Origin of the sequence: Nocardia asteroides (assembly GCF_021183625.1) — a bacterium.
Classification (GTDB): Bacteria; Actinomycetota; Actinomycetes; order Mycobacteriales; family Mycobacteriaceae; genus Nocardia; species Nocardia asteroides_A.
In genome coordinates this window covers 3609156-3627952 of the sequence record NZ_CP089214.1, presented here as the reverse complement: position 1 = coordinate 3627952, position 18797 = coordinate 3609156, and the positions used below count along the sequence as shown (strand labels likewise).

The 18797-nt window shown below is 70.9% G+C and carries 18 protein-coding genes; 10 read left to right on the top strand and 8 right to left on the bottom strand.

Features of this window, described 5'->3' with window-relative positions; translation table 11 throughout:
- Positions 1-1075 precede the first annotated feature (1075 nt).
- Both LTT61_RS17300 and LTT61_RS17295 read left to right on the top strand, forming a co-directional pair.
- Positions 1076-2632 (top strand): VanW family protein, encoded by a 1557-nt coding sequence (locus LTT61_RS17300; protein WP_233015021.1) that lies wholly within the window; start codon positions 1076-1078, stop codon positions 2630-2632.
- 294 nt (positions 2633-2926) lie between these two features.
- Positions 2927-3379, top strand: a complete 453-nt coding sequence (locus tag LTT61_RS17295) for a hypothetical protein (protein WP_233015019.1) — start codon at positions 2927-2929, stop codon at positions 3377-3379.
- Positions 3380-4087: 708 nt separating this feature from the next.
- On the opposite strand, the gene LTT61_RS17290 is transcribed toward LTT61_RS17295, so the two are convergent.
- The 3 genes from LTT61_RS17290 to LTT61_RS17280 are packed head-to-tail and all read right to left on the bottom strand — an operon-like array spanning position 4088 to position 6911.
- Positions 4088-5110: a hypothetical protein gene (locus LTT61_RS17290; RefSeq protein ID WP_233015017.1), complete on the bottom strand. Its 1023-nt coding sequence runs from the start codon at positions 5108-5110 to the stop codon at positions 4088-4090.
- Complete coding sequence (locus LTT61_RS17285; RefSeq protein WP_233015015.1) at positions 5107-6282, bottom strand: sensor histidine kinase; 1176 nt, start codon at positions 6280-6282, stop codon at positions 5107-5109. Before LTT61_RS17285 ends, LTT61_RS17290 begins: the two co-directional genes overlap by 4 nt.
- The gene (locus LTT61_RS17280) at positions 6249-6911 is read right to left on the bottom strand and encodes a response regulator (RefSeq protein ID WP_233015013.1); all 663 of its coding nucleotides are present in this window, start codon (positions 6909-6911) and stop codon (positions 6249-6251) included. Before LTT61_RS17280 ends, LTT61_RS17285 begins: the two co-directional genes overlap by 34 nt.
- A 199-nt stretch (positions 6912-7110) precedes the next feature.
- Here LTT61_RS17280 and LTT61_RS17275 point away from each other — a divergent pair, with 199 nt between their 5' ends.
- Complete coding sequence (locus LTT61_RS17275; protein ID WP_233015012.1) at positions 7111-7305, top strand: hypothetical protein; 195 nt, start codon at positions 7111-7113, stop codon at positions 7303-7305.
- Positions 7306-7360: 55 nt separating this feature from the next.
- Here LTT61_RS17275 and LTT61_RS17270 read toward each other — a convergent pair whose 3' ends face one another.
- Together LTT61_RS17270 and LTT61_RS17265 are read right to left on the bottom strand one after the other, a co-directional pair.
- Complete coding sequence (locus tag LTT61_RS17270) at positions 7361-8458, bottom strand: DUF4185 domain-containing protein (protein ID WP_233015010.1); 1098 nt, start codon at positions 8456-8458, stop codon at positions 7361-7363.
- 132 nt (positions 8459-8590) lie between these two features.
- Positions 8591-10423, bottom strand: coding sequence for an acyl-CoA dehydrogenase (locus tag LTT61_RS17265; protein WP_233015008.1), 1833 nt, complete (start codon positions 10421-10423; stop codon positions 8591-8593).
- A gap of 167 nt (positions 10424-10590) precedes the next feature.
- Here LTT61_RS17265 and LTT61_RS17260 point away from each other — a divergent pair, with 167 nt between their 5' ends.
- Positions 10591-11202: an alpha/beta family hydrolase gene (locus tag LTT61_RS17260; RefSeq protein WP_233015006.1), complete on the top strand. Its 612-nt coding sequence runs from the start codon at positions 10591-10593 to the stop codon at positions 11200-11202.
- Here LTT61_RS17260 and LTT61_RS17255 read toward each other — a convergent pair.
- Entirely contained in the window at positions 11184-11843 is a 660-nt protein-coding gene (locus tag LTT61_RS17255; protein ID WP_233015004.1) for a class I SAM-dependent methyltransferase, read from the bottom strand. The two genes, LTT61_RS17260 and LTT61_RS17255, sit on opposite strands and share 19 nt — an antisense overlap.
- Before the next feature lie 22 nt (positions 11844-11865).
- Positions 11866-12951, bottom strand: a complete 1086-nt coding sequence (locus LTT61_RS17250) for a DUF4185 domain-containing protein (RefSeq protein ID WP_233015002.1) — start codon at positions 12949-12951, stop codon at positions 11866-11868.
- Between the two features lie 231 nt (positions 12952-13182).
- Here LTT61_RS17250 and LTT61_RS17245 point away from each other — a divergent pair, with 231 nt between their 5' ends.
- From LTT61_RS17245 to LTT61_RS17235, 3 genes are read left to right on the top strand one after another with little or no spacing between them, the layout of a single operon-like run.
- On the top strand, positions 13183-14715 hold the full coding sequence (locus LTT61_RS17245) for a thiolase C-terminal domain-containing protein (RefSeq protein WP_233015000.1): 1533 nt from the start codon (positions 13183-13185) through the stop codon (positions 14713-14715).
- Positions 14712-15476, top strand: a complete 765-nt coding sequence (locus LTT61_RS17240) for a crotonase/enoyl-CoA hydratase family protein (RefSeq protein ID WP_233014998.1) — start codon at positions 14712-14714, stop codon at positions 15474-15476. Before LTT61_RS17245 ends, LTT61_RS17240 begins: the two co-directional genes overlap by 4 nt.
- Before the next feature lie 3 nt (positions 15477-15479).
- Positions 15480-16118, top strand: a complete 639-nt coding sequence (locus LTT61_RS17235; protein ID WP_233014996.1) for a TetR/AcrR family transcriptional regulator — start codon at positions 15480-15482, stop codon at positions 16116-16118.
- Here LTT61_RS17235 and LTT61_RS17230 read toward each other — a convergent pair whose 3' ends face one another.
- The gene (locus tag LTT61_RS17230) at positions 16119-16895 is read right to left on the bottom strand and encodes an alpha/beta fold hydrolase (protein ID WP_233014994.1); all 777 of its coding nucleotides are present in this window, start codon (positions 16893-16895) and stop codon (positions 16119-16121) included.
- Positions 16896-16948: 53 nt separating this feature from the next.
- Here LTT61_RS17230 and LTT61_RS17225 point away from each other — a divergent pair, with 53 nt between their 5' ends.
- The 3 genes from LTT61_RS17225 (at position 16949) to LTT61_RS17215 (ending at position 18779) form a co-directional block, all read left to right on the top strand.
- The gene (locus LTT61_RS17225; RefSeq protein ID WP_233014992.1) at positions 16949-17791 is read left to right on the top strand and encodes an oxygenase MpaB family protein; all 843 of its coding nucleotides are present in this window, start codon (positions 16949-16951) and stop codon (positions 17789-17791) included.
- Positions 17788-18375, top strand: a complete 588-nt coding sequence (locus LTT61_RS17220; protein ID WP_233014990.1) for a TetR/AcrR family transcriptional regulator — start codon at positions 17788-17790, stop codon at positions 18373-18375. Before LTT61_RS17225 ends, LTT61_RS17220 begins: the two co-directional genes overlap by 4 nt.
- A 74-nt stretch (positions 18376-18449) precedes the next feature.
- Positions 18450-18779 carry a hypothetical protein gene (locus tag LTT61_RS17215; RefSeq protein ID WP_233014988.1) on the top strand — a complete coding sequence of 110 codons (330 nt, stop codon included), beginning with the start codon at positions 18450-18452 and terminating at the stop codon, positions 18777-18779.
- The last annotated feature ends 18 nt before the right edge of the window (positions 18780-18797 follow it).

Genomic DNA, 18797 nt, shown 5'->3' with positions numbered 1-18797 from the left:
GCGCAGGCTCCTCGAAGGTACCCAGGTTCCCGATCCGGGTGCCTCGCCCGCTCCGGTGTCACCCACCGATCAGTACCCAACCGAGCAGTTCGCCAATCATCGGAATCCGACGCAGGTGCCGCGCGGCCGGGCCGAAGGGCCCGCTATCGCCGGGGAGCCGGCGACCGAGGAGCTTGAGGCGTGGAATTCGCGTGCCTCGACGCAGCCGATGCAGAGCCCGCCCCGCGGGGCGCCGGTGCGGAGTGCCGGGGCGGGGTTCGCCTTCTGGGGCGAGCCGGAGGGGGTGGAGGGGGCCGGGGCCGGTAGGCCCGGTCGCGCTCCCGGGGGGCGTTCCGATGTGGGTGCCGGGCCGGGTGGGCGCGCTGATGGCGCTTCTGGGTCCGGTGGACGGGGCGACGGTGGTTTCGCCCCCGGCTCGCGCCCCCACGGCGAAGCTGGTCCCGGCGGGCGCGGTTTCACCCCTGGTGCGCGTCCCGACGGCGGTCCTGGTCCCGATGGGCGCGGTGATGGCGGTTTCGTCTCCGGCTCCCGCCCTGATGGCAATTTCGGCTCAGGTTCCCGCCCTGATGGCGGCTCCGGCTCAGGTGGCCGTCCCGACTTTGGGCCCGGCGCGAGCGGCCGTTCCAACGCCGGGCCGGGCGGCCGTATCGAGCCTGATTTCGACACCGGCTCGCGCTCCAACGCCGGCCCGTACCAGGCAGCCGGTCCGCGCTCCGAGGCCGGACCTCGCCCCGACGCCGGACGTCGCCCGGATACCGGCCCGCGCACCGAGACCGGTCCGCGCGCAGGCGCCACCCGCCCCGGCCCACCGGCGCCGAACCCCCGCGCGGGCACGGACACCCGCCCACCCGGAACCACCCGCGCCCGCACGAACGGCGACGGTTCCCGCCCCCGCGGCGCCCACCCGCGGCAACGCACCTTCGCCGACTTCCTCAAGTCGAACGCCGCGCGCAAAGCGGGCATAGCCGCGGGCGCGGTACTCGCCGTCGCCGGCCTCGCCTACGCCGCCGACTGGTTCCTCTCCTCCGGCCAGGTCCCGCGCGGCACGGTCGTCGCGGGCATCGACGTCGGCGGCATGGACACCGCCAAGGCCGACGTCGTCCTGCGCTCCCGCTACGAGGCCCGCTCCACCCAGCCCCTCGACCTCACCATCGCCGACGTCCGCGAGCAGATCGTCCCCGCCGCCGCCGGCCTGCAGATCGACTGGGACGGCACCTGGGCCAGGGTCGGCGATCAACCGGCCAACCCGTTCACTCGCCTCGCCTCCTTCTTCACCACCCGCGAGGTCCCGGTGGCCACCGCGGTCGACGAGGCCGCACTCGACCGCACCTTCACCGAGATCCGCGTGCACGACATCCCGACCGTCGAGGGAACCATCCGCTTCGACGGCACCCGCCCGATCGGCGTGCCGCCCGTCCAGGGCCGGGTCCTGGACGGCGCGGGCGCCCGCGACACCCTGCTGAACGGCTGGGTGACCGCGCAGGCGCTCGACCTCCCCGTCATGCCCGCCCCGCTCACCGTCCGCCCCGAGGCCGTCGACGAGACGCTGCGCGCCGTCGCGCAGCCCGCCGTCAGCGCCCCCATCCGCTTCACGGGCCGCGACGGCGACGCCGAGCTCACCCCGGCCCAGACCGCGACCGTCCTCACCTTCGTCCCGAACGGCTCCGGCGGCCTCGCCCCGGTCTTCGACGTGCCCGCGCTCACCGGCCTGCTCGCCCCGCAGCTGGCCAAGTCCGAGGTGGAGCCGAAGGACGCCTCGTTCGCCGTCGGCGGCGGCGCGGCCAGGGTGGTGCCCGGCGTGGTCGGCGAGAAGGTGAACTGGCCCAAGACGCTGGAGCAGCTGGCCGCGCTCGCCGTCGCCTCCGGCGCGGGCCGCACCGGCCCGGCCGTGTACGAGAAGGTCGAACCGAAGCTCACCACGCAGGCCGCCGAGGCGTTGCGGATCGTCGAGCCGGTCGGCCAATTCACCACCAGCGGCTTCAGCGGCCCCTCCGGCGTGAATATCCGCACCGTCGCGCAAAAAGTGAACGGCGCGGTCGTGAAGCCCGGTGACACCTTCTCGCTCAATGAATTCACCGGCCCGCGCGGCGCCGCCGAGGGCTATGTGGAATCCGGCATCATCGACCACGGCAGGCCGAGCACCGCCGTCGGCGGCGGCATCAGCCAATTCGCCACCACCCTCTACAACGCCGCGTACTTCGCCGGAATGGAGGACGCGGGCCACACCGAGCACAGCTACTACATCTCGCGCTACCCGGCCGCCCGCGAAGCCACCGTTTTCGACGGCGCCATCGATCTGCAATTCCGCAACAACACCGAAAACGGCATCTACATCGAGGCTGTCGCGGGCGGGTCGGACATCACCGTCCGGCTCTGGGGCACCAAGGCGGTGAACGTCGAATCCATCACCGGCGAGCGCAGCAAGCCCACTGAGCCGACCACCGTCACCCTCCCCGAGGGCAAGGACTGCATCGCCTCCACCGGCGCCCCCGGCTTCACCATCTCCGACACCCGCATCATCCGCGATGCCAAAACGGGGCAGGAGATTTCCCGGCACACCCGCACGGTGAAGTACGACCCGGTTCCCGTGGTCAAGTGCGAGAAGAAGGACGAGGACAAAGAGGGGGAGTAGCGGCTTCGCCGTGCGCCCCGATTTTTCGGGGCATGGTCTTCCGCAAACTTCTAGTTGGTTCATAGCCCGATGGTCCCCGTAGTCATACTTGTGTAGAGAAAGGCCAGGTAGGGCCTTCTTTGTCCGCTCCGGCGAGGTCTAATTCCTCAGTCTGAAAGATTGCAGATCGAACACTTGGCATTTGGTTGGCAATCGACCGCAAAGCCGTTGCCGAATAAGCCTGAATATCGTGGTAGAAACGCTCGGCGCCCACACACGATGGGCGTTCAGGGCAACCTTCGAGGGGCTTGATACATGACCAAGTTGCATTCGTTCGGCTTTGCTCTCGCCGCAACGGCGGGAATCGCGATCGCAGGTAGCGGCATGGCGGTCGCCGCCCCCGGGGTCGGCTCGGTCGAGGTGGTGAACTCGCCGATCGGACTCCCCTCCACCGGTTCCGCCGGGTTGGGCACCCCGGAGGTCCCCGAGGTGCCCGAGGTTCCGCAGGTGCCGGAGGTTCCGGAGGTCCCCGAGGTCCCGCAGGTCCCTGAGGTTCCGGAGGTCCCGCAGGTCCCTGAGGTTCCGGAGGTCCCCGAGGTGCCGCAGGTGCCGGAGGTCCCTGAGGTCCCGCAGGTGCCGGAGGTCCCTGAGGTCCCCGAGGTGCCGGAGGTCCCCGAGGTTCCGCAGGTGCCGGAGGTGCCGGAGGTTCCGCAGGTTCCGGAGGTCCCGCAGGTTCCGCAGGTGCCAGAGGTCCCGCAGATCCCGTGATTCCGTTGCCACTGAACGCAGCGGTCATCTAGGACGAGGAGTACCGCACAGCTTCCTCACAGGTCGGTCGTCCTCGTTGGGGGCGGTGGTCATCATCTTGCGCGGGCATCGAAGTCGCGGGCAGCGGCGAGGTCAACGCACACCTTTGATCCCGGCCCGCCGCGGCAACTGTGCGAGACAACCTGGATGCCCCGTTCTCGTTCGAAGAGCGGGGCATTTCGGCTGTCGTCGTCGACGCACCCGTCGCGCAGATTTTCAGACTACGATTGCCGACGGCGTAACCAACCTGCGATTCCGCAATACCACCGAAACGGCATCTACATCCGAACTCTCGTAGCCAACTCGGTAGTCATTGTGCGGCTCAGGGCGCAAGGTCGCGAGTATCGAATCCATCACCGGCAAGTGCAGCGAGCCCACCGTAACATTGCCTGAGGCAAGGACTCCATCACCTTCAGCGGTGCCACCGGCTGCGCATTCCCGATTTCCGAACCGGGCTGGTTGCGACCGGGTTCCGGCGCTCGGTATTTGAAATAGGCGAATTCTGGTGACATAAATCATCCTATGGTTCGGATTTGCTGGCTGCCATGACTTCCTGGGGCGCAAGCCTGGTCAACTGTGAGTTCATGCCCCTGACCCTGCGGGCCCGGTCGAACCGAAATCGCGAGATATTCTGCTGGCAGTCGCCGATCAGGCGTGAATCCCGTCTGGTCAGGAGGAGGGCTGAGCGGCGACGCCGTCGCGGCCGAGATCCAGTCGGCGTACCGCGTCGGTTCCCGAACTCACCAGGGTGACTGCCCTCCGCCGCCCCGAAGGCAGGATGCGAACTGTCACAACACCGTCGGTGACGGTATCCAGCTCTTGGACGATCCGTCGGTGGATCCGTTCCCGCAGAACGGGATCGGCTCCGGTAAGCCCGCCGTCGTCGTGCAATCGAACCCGAACGCCGCGCTTCCGAGCCGCCCGCACAGCGGCATCCAGCTCGGCCCCGACCAATCCGGGCGCTCGCAGCGTGTCGCGCAGATGCGCTTCAAGAACGAGGAATTCGGAAATCTCCGAGTCCCCGAACGGCGGCCCGGCGGCGATCCGGTCCAGCGCCGGACGAACGAGCCGATCCAACCGGCGTAACCGCGCATCCCGGACGGCGAGCGCGGCGCCGGCGGCGGCATCATCGGCCGCGCGCCGGGTGTTCTCGGCACGCAGCCGGTAGATGGTGTCTGCGGCGGGGACGATGGTGACGGCGAAGAGGGTGCTCATCATGAGCGGCCCGGCGTTCAGGATCGAGATGGATATCCCGAACGAGGGGGGCTGGTCGGTGAGGACGGTCCAGCCCACGCTGACCAGGGTGAGCGAGATCCCGCCGATCCAGCCGGCGACGATCCGGCGGCGCACGCAAAGGAAGGTGTACGGCACCACGGAGGCCCCCACCGGCCACAGCTGGTGCGGCGTCTGCACCGGAAGCGCGATGGCGCTGAACTGCAGGGCACAGGCCAGCGGGCAGGCCACCACGATCACGACCGTGGCCCAGAGCGGCATGGGATCCCCGGGGGTGGCGATCAAAACAACCCCGGCCAGGGTGAAAAGCAGAATGGCGCCGACGACGGGCCAGCACGCGGTGTAGGTGTTCCACGAGGCAAGCGGCTGCGCGACGGTGGCCAGCAGATAGCACCCGGTCAGCACCCAGGCAACCCAGGTGCGGGCGCCGAGCAGCGTCCAGGCGTCGCCACGGCTCATGCGGCCTGCCAGGTGAGCCGGACGCTGGTCCCGACCCCGGGCGTGGAGGTCACCGCGGCGGCTCCGCCGGGCAGTTGGCGCATCCGCCCCTGAATGCCGATGCTGACGCCGAGACGTTCCGGCGGCACCGCGGCGGGGTCGAACCCACGCCCGTCGTCGGTCACCACCGCGGTGAGCGAACGCGGCTCCACCCGCAGTGCGACGGCACGGTCGGCATTGGTTCCCGCGTGCCGCAAACTGTTTCGCAGTGCCTCGGCGAGCGCGGCTCCCATGGCCCGCACCACATCGGCGGGGTAGGAGGACTCCGAGGCCACCTCCAGCTCGATACCGAGCTGGGCGTCGACCGCCGCAGCGGCCGAACGCAGATGCGCGGCAGCGGCTTCGGCGTCGAACGGCGCATCACTGAGCACCCCGGAGCGCAGCTGTTCGACCTGCCGAATCGCCTCCTCGGCCTGCCGAACAACGCCGGGATCATCGGGCGTGCGAGCGACGGCGAGCAGCGCGCTCATCACCCAGTCGTGCGTGAGTCCGTCGATCCGCGCCCGCTCGACCTGCTTGGCCTCGCGGGCCGATGCGGTCGCCGCGGTGGCCTCGGCGGACGACCGGGTGCGGTCGAGCAGCCGGGCGGTGCGCAGCGCCATGAGCGCGGCGCAGGTGTAGAGCAGGGTGAAGGAGAAGGACCAGGTGATCTCCACGAAGATGTTCGGCGGGTTCAGGCGGAGCGCGGCATTGACGAGCTGGGCGCCGACGATGCTGGTGGCGAGCAGCGCGATTGTCGGCAGCGGCGGCCAGACGATGGCGACGGCCAGCGCGGGCAGCCCGGGGATGGTGGAGAGCCAGACGCCGTGGTCGATATCGACCTCGTGCCCGTCCCAGGCCAGCGGCCAGGTGGCCACGGCGAGCAGGAAACCGGCGGCGGCCACCGAGACGGCGAGGCCGAGCCGGTGCGGCCGCTCGGGGGCCGCGGCCACCACCAGCCCGAGCGCGGGCGCGAAGACCGCGACCACGGCGAGCGGCAGCCACCAGGCTGCGGTGGACCGCGCGCTGTCCGCGATATCCGAGGCGAGCACCAGGAAGTAGGCCAGGTAGCCGAAGGCGACGAAGCGGGCGAAGAGCCGCTTCATCCGCAGCTCGGTGCTCATCTCCCCTTGCGGCGCGGAATCGGTAGCCATCCGTCCTCCACGGCTCGTTTCAGCAGCTCGGCGCGGTTTCCGGAGGGGCGCCCCGCGGCCTCGTACTTGCGGCGGATGCGTTTGAGGTACTCGGTGACGGTGTCCTCGGCGATATCCATCAGGTGCGCGACCCTGGCCGCGGTCTCGCCGGAGGCGTAGAGCTCGAGCACCTGGCGCAGCTGCGGCGGGAGGTCGACGGCGAAATCCTCGTCGCCGTCGATGGCGAGCGCCAGTTCGGTGCCGAGCTCGCCGTCCTCGCGGGCGGCGGCGCGCACCGCCTCGACCACCCGTTCCGGCGGTTCGGATTTGAGCACTATCCCGACGGCGCCCGCCCTGGCCGCCGCGCGCATGAGGTACGGGTCCTCGCCGGAGGTGTAGACCAGGGTGCGCAGCCCTTCTTCGCGCAGCTTGTTCACATTGTCGCCGGGCGACGAGCCGTCGTTGAGCCGCAGGTCGAGAATCACCAGATCGAGCGGAACCTCCTGGACGAGCAGCTCTTTGACGGTCACCGCGGCGGCCTCGATGCGCAGCTCCCGGTGCGGGGCGAGGATGTTCCGCAGCCCGGCCACCATGACCGCGTGATCCTCGACGACGCCGATTCGCACCGGTGTCCGTTCATCGACCGACACACAATTCCCCTTCGATCCCCTAATGGGCCCCGATCCTAGGCGGCTACCGGAGAACTCTGCACCCGTACGACGCGCTTCGGATGAGAAGGAAACATGATTCACATCGGGACAAACCGGTCTGTCGGCACGCGATCTCTGGTAGACAGTCCGCACGGACGGCGAAACAGCGCCGTTTCAGATCGGATGATGGGAAAGTTTCATGAAGGTACGTGCCGCCGCAGTCACCGTGCTCGCCGCCACCGGGCTGATGTTCGGCGCCGGGCTGGCCTCGGCCACCCCCTCCACGCCCCCGCCCAGCCAGGGTGACAGCCTCACGGTCCTGCTCACCACGCTGCTCGGCCTGCTCGGCACCGGCTCCTCCACCGGCGGCGGCGCGGACAGCGGCATCGGCTGATCCGGAACGCACATCGGCCCGCCGCGGAGCTCCCCGCGGCGGGCCGATCGCGTGTTCAGCGCAGGGCGTCCAGCGGCGTGCGCATGAGCAGCACGTTGTACTGGTTGTGCACGGTGAGCAGGTAGTACAGGTCGTCGCCGGTCTGGTACGGCCAGATCATCGGGGCGTAGGCGCTGGGCAGGTCGCGGGTGTCGACGAGCACGCGCGGCTCGCTCCACGGCCCCTCCGGCGCGTCGGCGGTGCGCGCGACCACCGAGTTGGTGGGGTCGGTGGTGGTCATGACGTACTTACCGAGGTAGCCGCTCCAGTTGACCGAGAGCTCGGCGACGCCGCCGACGATCGGCGCGGAGGCGAGGGGATCATTGAGCTTCCACTCCTTGCCGTCCCAGTACTCGTACGCGTCGATATTCGCGATCTCCGGTTCGCGCACCCGGGAGACGAAGCCGGGGTTGTTCCGCCCGCCGGGGGTGCCGTAGCGGTAGACGAAGCCGTCCCGCTTCAGGAAGGCGTTCTGCTGGAAGCGCTCGTGGCCGTCGACGTTCGCGCGGCGGGTGGTGGTGAGCTGCTCCCAGGTCTGGCCGTGGTCGTGCGAGACGGCGAGGGTGGAGAAGTTGGTGTCCCACTTGCCGTGATCACCCCAGGCCCGCACCGACATCATGCTCAGGTACTGGTCGCCGCCGACCGCGACGCCCGCGGTCGGGATCAGGCTGATCTCGATGCCGGGGATCTTGGGGCTCGGCAGCGGGTTCGGCACGAAGCTGTCGAAGCGCAGGCCGTTCGCCGGGTCGTGGTTGCCGCTGCGGAACAGCGCGTTGCTCGTCCAGGCCCACATGCTGCCCGCGAGCAGGTTCGGGAAGCCGAGCCCGGCGCTGTCGCCGAAGGCGGTGAAGAGCGTGCCGTTGCCGTCCCACATGACGCCGAGGTCGGTGCCGAGCATGTTGTACCGCTCGGTGCGGTTCGGGCTGTCCATGCCGGTGACCTGGAAGACGGCCTCGGTCGGGCCAGGCAGCCGGGGCAGGCCGCGCGGCTGGCCGTTCATGCCGGGAATGGGGTTGACGTTGTTCGGGTCGGCGCCGGCCGGCGCGCCGCCGGTGACGGAGAGCGTCAAGGCCAGCGCACCGGCGGTGACCAGGGCTGACAGCGAGCGTTTCATCCAGGCGGTCCCTTCTGCATAGCCGGTCGGCGTGGCCCATTCTGCCTGCTGTCCCCGAAATCGGAAGGGGGCGCACCCGGAAACGACAACGGCCCGGTGTACACCGGGCCGTCGTCGAGCAGCTGGTCGCGGTCAGAAGGCCGCTTCGTCGAGCTCCATGATCTCGTTGTCCAGGGTGGCCAGGACGGCGCGGGTGGCGGTCAGCTCCGGCAGCACGTTGCGCGCGAAGAACTGCGCGACGGCGACCTTGCCGGTGTAGAACGCCTCGTCCTTGCCCGCCCCGCTGTCCAGCGCGGCGATCGCCAGCTCGGCGTGGCGCAGCAGCTGCCAGCCGATCAGCAGGTCGCCGACGGCGAGCAGGAAGCGCACCGAGCCGAGCCCGACCTTGTACAGCTCGGCCGAGTCCTCCTGGGCGGCCATCAGGTGCCCGGTGAGGGTGGCGGCCATGGCCTGCACGTCCTCCAGCGCGGTGGCGAGCAGCTTGCGCTCACCCTTGAGCCGGCCGTTGCCCGCCTCCGAGTCGATGAACTTCTGCACCTGCCCGGCCACGTGGCCGAGCGCGACGCCGCGGTCACGGGCGATCTTGCGGAAGAAGAAGTCCTGCGCCTGGATGGCGGTGGTTCCCTCGTAGAGCGAGTCGATCTTGGCGTCCCGGATGTACTGCTCGATCGGATAGTCCTGCAGGAAGCCGGAGCCGCCCAGGGTCTGCAGCGATTCGGTCAGGTACTGGTAGGCCCGCTCCGAGCCGACGCCCTTGACGATCGGCAGCAGCAGGTCGTTGACCCGGGCCGCGAGGTCGGCGTCCGCGCCGGAGACCCGCTCGGCGAGCGCGACGTCCTGGTGCGCGGCGGTGTAGAGGTAGACGGCGCGCAGCCCCTCGGCGTACGCCTTCTGCGTCATCAGGCTGCGGCGCACGTCCGGGTGGTGGGTGATGGTCACGCGCGGCGCGGCCTTGTCCGCCATCTTGGTCAGGTCGGCGCCCTGCACCCGCTGCTTGGCGTAGTCGAGCGCGTTCAGGTAGCCGGTGGAGAGCGTGGCGATGGCCTTGGTGCCGACCATCATGCGCGCGTGCTCGATGACGTTGAACATCTGCGCGATGCCGTTGTGCACCTCGCCGACCAGCCAGCCCTTGGCCGGGACGCCGTGCCCGCCGAAGGTCACCTCGCAGGTGGAGGAGGCCTTGAGCCCCATCTTGTGCTCCAGCCCGGTCACGAAGACGCCGTTGCGCTCGCCGCGCTCACCGGTCTGCGGGTCGAAGTGGAACTTGGGAACGAAGAAGAGCGAGAGCCCCTTGGTGCCGGGGCCGGCGCCCTCGGGACGGGCGAGCACCAGGTGCATGATGTTCGGGAAGAGGTCGTCGGAGTCGCCGTTGGTGATGAAGCGCTTCACGCCCTCGATGTGCCAGGAGCCGTCCTCCTGCTGGACCGCCTTGGTGCGGCCCGCGCCCACGTCGGAGCCGGCATCGGGCTCGGTGAGCACCATGGTGGCGCCCCAGCCCTGCTCGGCGATGATCTTGGCCCACTGCTTCTGCTCGTCGGTGCCGTTGTCGTGGAAGATCTGCGAGAAGCCGGAGCCCGCGGCGTACATGAAGGCGGCGGGCTGCGCGCCGAGGATCAGCTCGGCGAAGGCCCAGTACGCGGCGCGCGGCATCGGCAGGCCGCCGAGCTCCTCCGGTACGCCGAGCCGGTCCCAGCCACCGTCCTGCATGGCCCGGTAGCTCTTCTTGAAGGGCTCGGGCAGGTGCACCGTGTGGGTTTCGGGGTCGAAGGTCGGTGGGGTGCGGTCGGTCTCGGCGAAGGACTCGCCCAGCGGGCCCTCGGCCAGCCTGCGCACCTCCTTGAGCATCTCGCGCACGGTGTCGGCGTCGAGATCGCCCCACGCGCCGGTCTCCAGCAGTGATTCCAGGCCCAGCACCTCGAAGAGGTTGAACTCCAGGTCGCGGATGTTGCTCTTGTAGTGACCCATGTCGGTACTCACTCTCCGTTGAGTTGGTGCGGTCGGTTGTCTGCCGTTCCCGCCCAGGACGCAGCTACTCGCGGGTAACTTACTCTCCATATTACCGGCCGGTAATGAGGTAGCAAAGTGGAACGGCTCGATGTGACGCGAGGAACATCGACCCGTTACCGTGCACCGTGCGCATCGACACCAGTGCGGGGCAGGCCGAGGTCGAGATCGATGCCGCCGACGAGCCGTCGCTGCTGGTGCTGCTGACCCACGGGTCGGGCGGCGGGATCGACGCCAGGGATCTGCTCACCGTTCGTGACCTGGCATTTCGCTGCGGGGCGGCGGTGGCGCGGGTGTTGCAGCCGTACCGGGTGGCCGGGGCGCGGGCGCCGGGGTCGGCGGCGAAGCAGGACACGGCGTGGCTCGAGGTCGTCGCCGCGCTGCGCGAGCGCTACGGGCCGGTGCCGCTGGTGCAGGGCGGGCGCAGCAACGGCGCGCGGGTCGCCTGCCGGACCGCCACCGCGGTGGGGGCGCGTGGCGTGCTCGCGCTTTCCTTTCCGCTGCACCCGCCGGGGAAGCCGGAGCGGTCGCGGCGCGAGGAGCTGCTTGCCGCGTCCGGCGCCGAGGTGGTGGTGATCAACGGCGGTAGTGATCCGTTCGGGATTCCGGATGCCGGTGACGTCGCGGAGCTGCACGTGATCGAGGGCCAGCCGCACTCGTTCCGGCGCGGCTTCGACGAGATCGAAGCAGTCGTCGAACCGTGGCTGCGCCGCTGGGCGGGTCAGCCCTCGCGGCGCTGAGCGACCACGAGCGCATCGATGGCGTCCCGATCCTCCGTGGCCCGGAGCACCCGTTCCGCCACCGCGATCCGGATCCGCTCGGACAGCGGGCCCAGGTCGGCGCGGATGTCGTCGGGGGTGAAGAGGATCGAGGGATCCTGCGGCCCCCCGTACCCGTCGCTGATGTTCGTGGTGTCGTGGCCGAGCACGAGCAGCGTCCCGCCGGGCGTCAGCAGCTCGGCGGCCCGGCGCACCAGCGCCCTGCGCTCGTCCGGCGGCAGGTGCAGGAAGACCATGAGCACCAGCTCGTAGCGCCCGGCGAGCGCGGCCGGGTCGGTGAGATCGGCGCACTCCCAGGTGATCCTGGTGCGCACCGAGCGGGAGAGCCGGGTGGCGACGGTCCGCCCCTTGTCCACCGCCACCTGCGACCAGTCCACCGCGCGCACCTGCCAGCCGTGCGTGGCCAGCCAGAGCGCGTTGCGCCCCTCGCCGCAGGCCAGGTCGAGCGCGCGCGGCCCCTCCGGCACGGTGCCGTCCGGCTCGGGTGGCGGGGTCGCGGTGCGCTCGAGGCCGTGGATGTGCTCGACTACGGTGCTGTTCGGCGGGGCGCCCCAGACGAGCTCGGTGCTGGCGTAGCGCTCGTCCCATGCGGCGGCATCCATGCCGCCCAGTCTAGGAAGCGGGTCAGAGCGTGGTGCGCATGAGCACCACGTTGTACTGGCTGTGCACCGTCGTCATGAAGTACAGGTCGCGCCCGGTCTGGTAGGGGAAGATCGACGGCGCGTACGCCGACGGCAGCTCACGGGTGTCGATGATGACCTCCGGCGCGCTCCACGGCCCCTCCGGCGCGGGCGAGCGGCGCAGCACCACCGAGTTGAACGGGTCGGTGGTGAGCGAGACGTACTGGCCGAGGTACTCGTTGTAGAGCACCGAGAGCTCGCCGACGCCGCCCATGATCGGCGCGGCCGCGTTCACGTCGTCCTTCTTCCAGTCGCCGCCGTCCCAGTACTCGTACTCGGCCGGGTTGCCGATGTCGGCGCCCTTCACCCTGGCCACGTAGGCGGCGTTGTTCCGGCCGGCGCGGGTGCCGTACTCGTAGACCCACTCGCCACGGCCGACGAAGGCGTTCATCTGGAAGTTGGCGTTGCCGCCCTCGTTGGGGCGCTTGGTGGCGGGCAGCTCGGCCCAGGTCTCGCCGTTGTCCGCGGAGGCGGCGAGCCCGGAGAAGTTGGTGGTCCACTGGCCGGCCGCGTCCCAGGTCTTGATCGACATGAGGCTCATGAACTGCACCCCGCCGACCGAGATGCCCGCGGTGGGGATCCGGCTGATCTCCAGGAAGGGCACCTTGGGGCTGGGGATCAGATCCCTGGCCTGGCCGAAAACGTCACGCACGGCGCTGTCGAAGTAGATGCCGTTCGCGGGATCCCTGGTATCGCTGCGCAGCAGGATATTGCTGCGCCAGGCCCACACGCTGCCCGCGAGCAGGTTGGGGAAGCCGAGCCCCGCGGTGTCGCCGAAGGCGGTGAGCATCTCGCCGCTGCCGTTGTCCCACATGATGCCGAGGTCGGTGCCGAGCACGTTGTAGCTCTGGGTGTTGTTCGGGCTCGCCATGCCGGTCACCTGGAAGACGGCCCGCGCGCGGCCGTTCAGGTTCGGCAGCCCGGTGCTGCCGTTCAGCACCGGGATCGGGTTGATGGCGTTCGGATTGGCGGCCGCGGGCGTCGCGGTGGTGAGGAGCAGGGCGGAGAGTCCGGTGAGGGCGGACAGCATCAAGCTCGCGGTCTTCTGCACGGTGGGGGGCCTCCGGCGTCGTGCCGGGGTTCTCGTGACGCACACCCCCGCCTTTGTGCGATGCGCCACACCCCGACTGTCTGGCAAATCGAACGAATGTTAACAGCGCTGCCCAGAAAATCCAGGGCTTGCCGGAACGGATCGCTGGCGGATCGGCCCGTCCCAAGTTACCGTCACTGTTGACGGTTACTGCCGACGAGCGGAGGAACGATGCTGCCAGCCGGAGTGGATCCACGGACCCCGGTCCTGGTCGGAGCCGGACAGGTGGTGCACCGCGGCAAGGAGCCCGGGCTGCCCGGCCCCGCCGAACTCGCGGCCGAGGCGCTGCGCCGGGCGGGCGCCGACAGCGGCACCGGCGACCGGCTGCTGCGCGCGGCCGACCTGGTCGCCGCGGTCTCGCCGGTGAGCAAGCCGTACGAGGATCTCGGGGCGCTGGCCGCCATCGAGCTCGGCGTCGCCCCCGCCCGCACCCTGCAGTCGGTGCGCTTCGGCGGCGACGCCCCGATCACGCTGCTCGGCCGGGTGGCGCAGGCCGTCGCGGACGGGAAGGCCGAGGTCGCGCTGCTCACCGGCGCCGAGGCGGTGGCCGCGGGGATCACCGCGGCGCGCACCGGCATCACCCCGAGCTGGCCGGAGGAGCCCGCCGGTGCGGTGCCGGACGAGGTCGTCGGCACCGATCGCGGCCCGAACTCGGACATGGAGAACGCCGCCGGGCTCTGGGGTCCGGTGTACTTCTACGCGCTCATGGAGACGGCGCTGCGCGCCCGGCTCGGGCTTACCGAGGAGGCGCACCTGGCGCGGATCGGCGCGCTCTGGTCCCGCTTCTCCGAGGTCGCCGCCGGCAACCCCTTCGCCTGGCAGCCGGAGCGCAACTCCGTCGCCGACCTGATCGTGCCGACCCCGGCGAATCGCCTGGTCGCGACGCCGTACCCGAAGCTGCTCACCGCCAACCTGACGGTGAACCAGGGCGCCGGGCTGATCGTGTGCAGCGCCGCCGCGGCGGACGCGGCGGGCGTGCCGCACGACCGCTGGGTCTTCCTGCACGGCGCCGCCACCGCCACCGACGAGTGGTTCGTCTCCGAGCGCGCCGACCTCGCCGCCTCGCCCGCGATCGCCGCGGCGGGCGGCGCCGCGCTGCGCAGCGCGGGGGTCGGCATCGATGAGGTCGCGCACATCGACCTGTACTCCTGCTTCCCGATTGCGGTGCAGGTGGCGGCCGAGGCGCTCGGGCTCGCGCTGGACGATCCGGCGCGCCCGCTCACCCTGACCGGCGGGCTTACCTTCGCCGGCGGGCCTGGCAACAACTACACGACGCACTCGCTGGCCGCCCTGGTCCAGGTGCTGCGCGCGCACCCGGGCGATTTCGGGCTGGCCACCGCGCTCGGCTGGTACATCACCAAGCACGGCGCCGCGGTGCTCTCCACCCGGCCGCCCGCCGCGCGCTTCCGCGCCGAGGAGCCCGAGGTGCCCGCCGCCCGCCGGGCCACCGCGCCCGGCTACACCGGCCGGGCCACCGTCGAGTCGTACACCGTCGCGTACCGCAGGGGCAGCGGCCCCGACCGCGCCGACGAGCCGGAGGCTGTCGTGATCAGCGCCCTGAACCCGGCGGGTGCCCGCATACTGGTGCGGGCCTCGGACGCGGAGACCATCGCGGCCTTTGCCGACGGCGACCCGCTCGGCGCGGGCGTCGAGATCGCGGCCGCCGACCGGCTCACCCTGCTCACCGAGAGGACTGTGCGATGACCGACTCGCTCCTGGTCGAGCAGCGGGGTGCGATCATGCTGCTCACCGTGAACCGCCCGAAGGCGCGCAACGCCATCGACCTGGCCACCGCCCGCGCCATCGAGGCCGCGGTGGACGCCTTCGAAGCCGACGACAGCGCCCGGGTGCTCGTCCTCACCGGCGCGGAGAACACCTTCAGCGCGGGCATGGATCTGATCGCCGCCTCGAAGGGCGAGATGCCGATCACCGAGAAGCGCGGTCCGCTCGGCATCACGGCGAAGCCGCCGAGCAAGCCGATGATCTCGGCGGTCGAGGGGTACGCGCTGGCGGGCGGCTTCGAGCTGGCGCTGGCAGGCGACCTGATCGTCGCCTCCAGCACCGCGCGCTTCGGGATTCCCGAGGTCAAGCGGGGGTTGGTGGCCGCGGCGGGCGGGGTGCTCCGGCTGACCCAGCGGCTGCCGCGGCCGATCGTCGCCGAGCTCGCGCTCACCGGCGGGCAGATCGCGGCGCAGCGCCTCTACGACCTGGGGCTGGTGAACCGGGTGGTCGAGCCGGGCACGACGCTCGAGGTCGCGCTGGAGCTGGCGGCGGAGATCGTTGCGGCGGCCCCGCTCTCGGTGGCGGCGAGCAAGCGGATCATCGACGAGTCCCCGGACTGGCCGAGCGCCGACGCCTTCGCCAAGCAGGGCGAGATCGCGCTGCCCGCGCTGTTCTCCAAGGACGCCGCCGAGGGCGCGATCGCCTTCGCGCAGAAGCGCGAACCGGTCTGGCAGGGACGCTGATCGGTGCCCGCCCGGGTCCGCGAGACGCAGGAGCAGCGGCGCACCCGCATGCGCGCGCGGCTGCTGGACGCGGCCGTGGCCAGCCTGGTCGAGGTCGGGTACGCGGGCACCACCACGCTCGAGGTGCAGAAGCGCGCCGAGGTGCCGCGCGGCACCCTGCAGCACCACTTCCCGACCAGGGCCGACCTGCTCGCGGGCGCGGTGGAGCACGTCGCGCTGCGCCGGATCGCCCAGCTGGAGGCGGAGTTCGACGCGCTGCCCGACGGCGAGGACCGGCCTGCCCGCGCAGTCGACCTGACCGCGCGGATGCTCTCCGGCCCGGAATTCCTCGCGGCGCTGGAGATGTGGGTGGCCGCGCGCACCGACCCGGAGCTGCGCGCGGAGTTCCTGCCGCTGGAGGTCCGGCTCTTCGAGCAGATGCAGAGCCGGGTGCGCGAGGCGTTCCGCAGCGAGTTCCCGGACGACAGCCGGGTGCCGATCATCACCGAGTTCACCATCGAGATCGTCACCGGGCTCGCCATGCGGGCCTTGCTCACCGGTGACGTCGCGGGCAATCGGAAGATCCAGCGCCGCTGGGACACCGCCGTGCGGGTGCTGCTCGGCACCGCCGACCCGGCCTCGCTCGCCCCGCGCCGCGGCTGATCAGCGCTGGTCGAGCAGCACCCGCGCGCAGCCGGCCGGGTCGTCGTAGAACGGCGTGTGCCCGCTGCCGGGCAGCGTGATGTGCCTGGCGTTCGGCAGCAGCTTCCGCGCCTTGCGGCTCTGCGTGGCGTAGGTGAGCAGGATGTCCCGGTTGCCCCAGGCCACCGTCACCGGAATGTCGGCGAGCGCGCCGAGTTCGTGCAGCCGCGCGTCGCGGAACGAGGCCAGCGCCTCCGGGAAGCCGGGCGCGTTCATCGCGCCATCGACGGTGGCGAGCGCGACCTCGGGCGTGACCTGCCACGGCTTGCCGAAGACCAGCTCCAGGAACGCGGTGCGCCCCGCCGGGTTGCCGAGCAGCGCGGGCAGCCGGGGCTCGATGGCCCGGCCGAGGTCGCGCGCCCGGCCGAGCGAGTGCTGGCACCACACCCGGCCCGCGGTACCCCAGAAGCCGATGGGGGAGAAGGCCGTCACCGAGCGGGCGAGGCCGCGCGCGGCGACGTTCAGCGTGATCAACCCGCCCATGGAGTTGCCGCCGAGGTGCGGCCGCTGCAGCCCCTCGGCGGCGATGAACTCGGCCAGCGCGTCGGTGAGCGTCTCGACCGTGGTGTGCGGCAGCGGCGCGCTGCCGCCGAAACCGGGCAGGTCGACCGCGATGACCTCGAACGATTCGCCCAGTCGGTCGAAGAGCGGCTCCCACACCTGCCAGCGGCTGCCGATGCCGTGCACCAGCACGAGGGGTTCGCCGGAGCCGGTGCGGTGCTGGTTCAGCTTCACCATGGCAGGAACCCTAGCCCATTGCCGAGCAACAAATAGTTAATTACTGTTGCTCCATGTCTTCCGTGGAGCAGGTTGCGACCCCGCTCGGTCCCGATTCCCTGACCTGGCAGTACTTCGGCGACTGGCGCACCTACCTGCTGGCCCCGGCCGCCGGGATCATGCAGCTCATGCTGCCCGGGCTCGGCGCGGGGGTGACCCAGCACTCGAACTTCTTCACCGAGCCGTGGGAGCGCATATTCCGCTCGGTGCCACAGATCGCGGGCGTGGTCTACGACGGCCCGGAGGCGCTGGTCACGGCCGCCAAGGTGCGTGATTACCACCGCGACATCAAGGGCGTCGACCACAACGGCAAGCGTTACCACGCCCTCGACCCCGAGGTGTACCACTGGGCGCACGCCACCTTCCTGTGGGCCGCCATGATGACCGCGGACATCTTCGACCATCCGCTGAGCGAGTCCGAGCGGCGCCGCTTCTACGACGAGGGCAAGCAGTGGTACCGGCTCTACGGCGTCAGCGAACGCCCGATGCCCGCCGACTGGGGCGGCTTCCGCGCCTACTTCGACCGGGTCTGCGCCGAGCAGCTCGAGGTCACCGAGTCGGCGGCCTGGGTGGTGGCCCAGCTCGACGACCCGGCCGAGATGCGGATCCCCTTCGTGCCCGACCTGGTCTGGAAGCTGTTCGGCAAGCGCTTCATGCGGGAGTACCGGGTGGTCGCGGCAGGCACCATGCCGCCCGCGGTGCGGGAGCGGCTCGGGCTCCCGTGGGGCCCGCTGGAGCGGGCGCGCTTCACCGCGCTGGTGCACCTGGTGCGCCGGGTCTGGCCGCTGCTGCCGGAGCGGCTGCGCTACCAGCCGCGCGCGCTGGCCGGGATCGCCAGGGTGCGCGGGGCGGCGTGAGCACCGCGCTGCTGGAGGAGCCTGGCACCGGGCAGGACCCGGTGACCGCGCGCATCCTGGACGCGGCGCTGGCCGAGCTCGGCGACTACGGCCTGCGCCGGGTCTCGGTGGAGGACATCCGGCGCCGCGCGAAGGTCAACCGCACCACCGTCTACCGCCGCTTCGTCACCAAGAGCGAGCTGATCGCGGCGGCGCTGCAGCGCTGGATCCTGAACGTGCTCATCGAGATCGCCGCCGAGGTCGTGAACCGCCCGACCGTCGCCGAGCGGCTGGTCGAGGGGTTCGTGCGCGCGGTCCTGCTGGTCCGCACCGACCCGCTGATCGGCAGGCTGCTGCGCAGCGAGCCGGAGACCTTCCTGCCGCACCTCACCACCGAGGGCGCCCCGATTCTCCGGGCCTGCCGGGAATTCCTCGCCGCCCAGTGCCGTGCGCTGCACCCCGATTTCGACGCCGACGCCGCCGCGGAGATCGCGCTGCGGCTGGCCCAGTCCGTCGTGCTCACCCCGGACGGCTGGTTCGATCTGCGCGACGAGGCCGCGCTGCGCGCCTTCGCCACCCGCTACCTGGCGCCGCTCACCCGCTGAGACCGGGGCTGGTGCGGAGCACGGCGGGTACGGCATGATCCGCAGCGGATGCACACGCAGAGGGAAGGATTCGGGTGCGGAAAACCCTGATCGTCGCGGCACTGATCGCGCTGCCGGTACTGGCCGGCTGTGGCGGCGCGGACGTACCGCCGCCGCTGACCGCCGCCGACCTCTCGAAGTCGCTGCAGGACAAGGGCTTGAAGCCCGCGTCGCTCGCCGATTGCGCCGCGAAGGTCTTCGTCGACGCCGGTATCTCGCAGGAAGGGCTGCGCACGCTGATCAGCGACGACCAGGCCGCCGTGCAGGCCGACCCGCAGAACATGGGCATGAGCGAAGCCGATGCCGCTAAGGCGCGCGAGGCCAGGAGCAAGATGGGCACCGAGTGCGTGGCCGGAGCGCGCTGAAAAACGGATTCCGATCCG

What these genes read in the sequence shown, in the direction of transcription:
- LTT61_RS17300 (WP_233015021.1), top strand. Translation starts at nt 1,076, where the DNA reads ATGGACACCGCCAAGGCCGACGTCGTCCTGCGCTCCCGCTACGAGGCC.
- LTT61_RS17295 (WP_233015019.1), top strand. Translation starts at nt 2,927, where the DNA reads ATGACCAAGTTGCATTCGTTCGGCTTTGCTCTCGCCGCAACGGCGGGA.
- LTT61_RS17290 (WP_233015017.1), bottom strand. Translation starts at nt 5,110, where the DNA reads ATGAGCCGTGGCGACGCCTGGACGCTGCTCGGCGCCCGCACCTGGGTT.
- LTT61_RS17285 (WP_233015015.1), bottom strand. Translation starts at nt 6,282, where the DNA reads ATGGCTACCGATTCCGCGCCGCAAGGGGAGATGAGCACCGAGCTGCGG.
- LTT61_RS17275 (WP_233015012.1), top strand. Translation starts at nt 7,111, where the DNA reads ATGAAGGTACGTGCCGCCGCAGTCACCGTGCTCGCCGCCACCGGGCTG.
- LTT61_RS17270 (WP_233015010.1), bottom strand. Translation starts at nt 8,458, where the DNA reads ATGAAACGCTCGCTGTCAGCCCTGGTCACCGCCGGTGCGCTGGCCTTG.
- LTT61_RS17265 (WP_233015008.1), bottom strand. Translation starts at nt 10,423, where the DNA reads ATGGGTCACTACAAGAGCAACATCCGCGACCTGGAGTTCAACCTCTTC.
- LTT61_RS17255 (WP_233015004.1), bottom strand. Translation starts at nt 11,843, where the DNA reads ATGGATGCCGCCGCATGGGACGAGCGCTACGCCAGCACCGAGCTCGTC.
- LTT61_RS17250 (WP_233015002.1), bottom strand. Translation starts at nt 12,951, where the DNA reads ATGCTGTCCGCCCTCACCGGACTCTCCGCCCTGCTCCTCACCACCGCG.
- LTT61_RS17245 (WP_233015000.1), top strand. Translation starts at nt 13,183, where the DNA reads ATGCTGCCAGCCGGAGTGGATCCACGGACCCCGGTCCTGGTCGGAGCC.
- LTT61_RS17240 (WP_233014998.1), top strand. Translation starts at nt 14,712, where the DNA reads ATGACCGACTCGCTCCTGGTCGAGCAGCGGGGTGCGATCATGCTGCTC.
- LTT61_RS17230 (WP_233014994.1), bottom strand. Translation starts at nt 16,895, where the DNA reads ATGGTGAAGCTGAACCAGCACCGCACCGGCTCCGGCGAACCCCTCGTG.
- LTT61_RS17225 (WP_233014992.1), top strand. Translation starts at nt 16,949, where the DNA reads ATGTCTTCCGTGGAGCAGGTTGCGACCCCGCTCGGTCCCGATTCCCTG.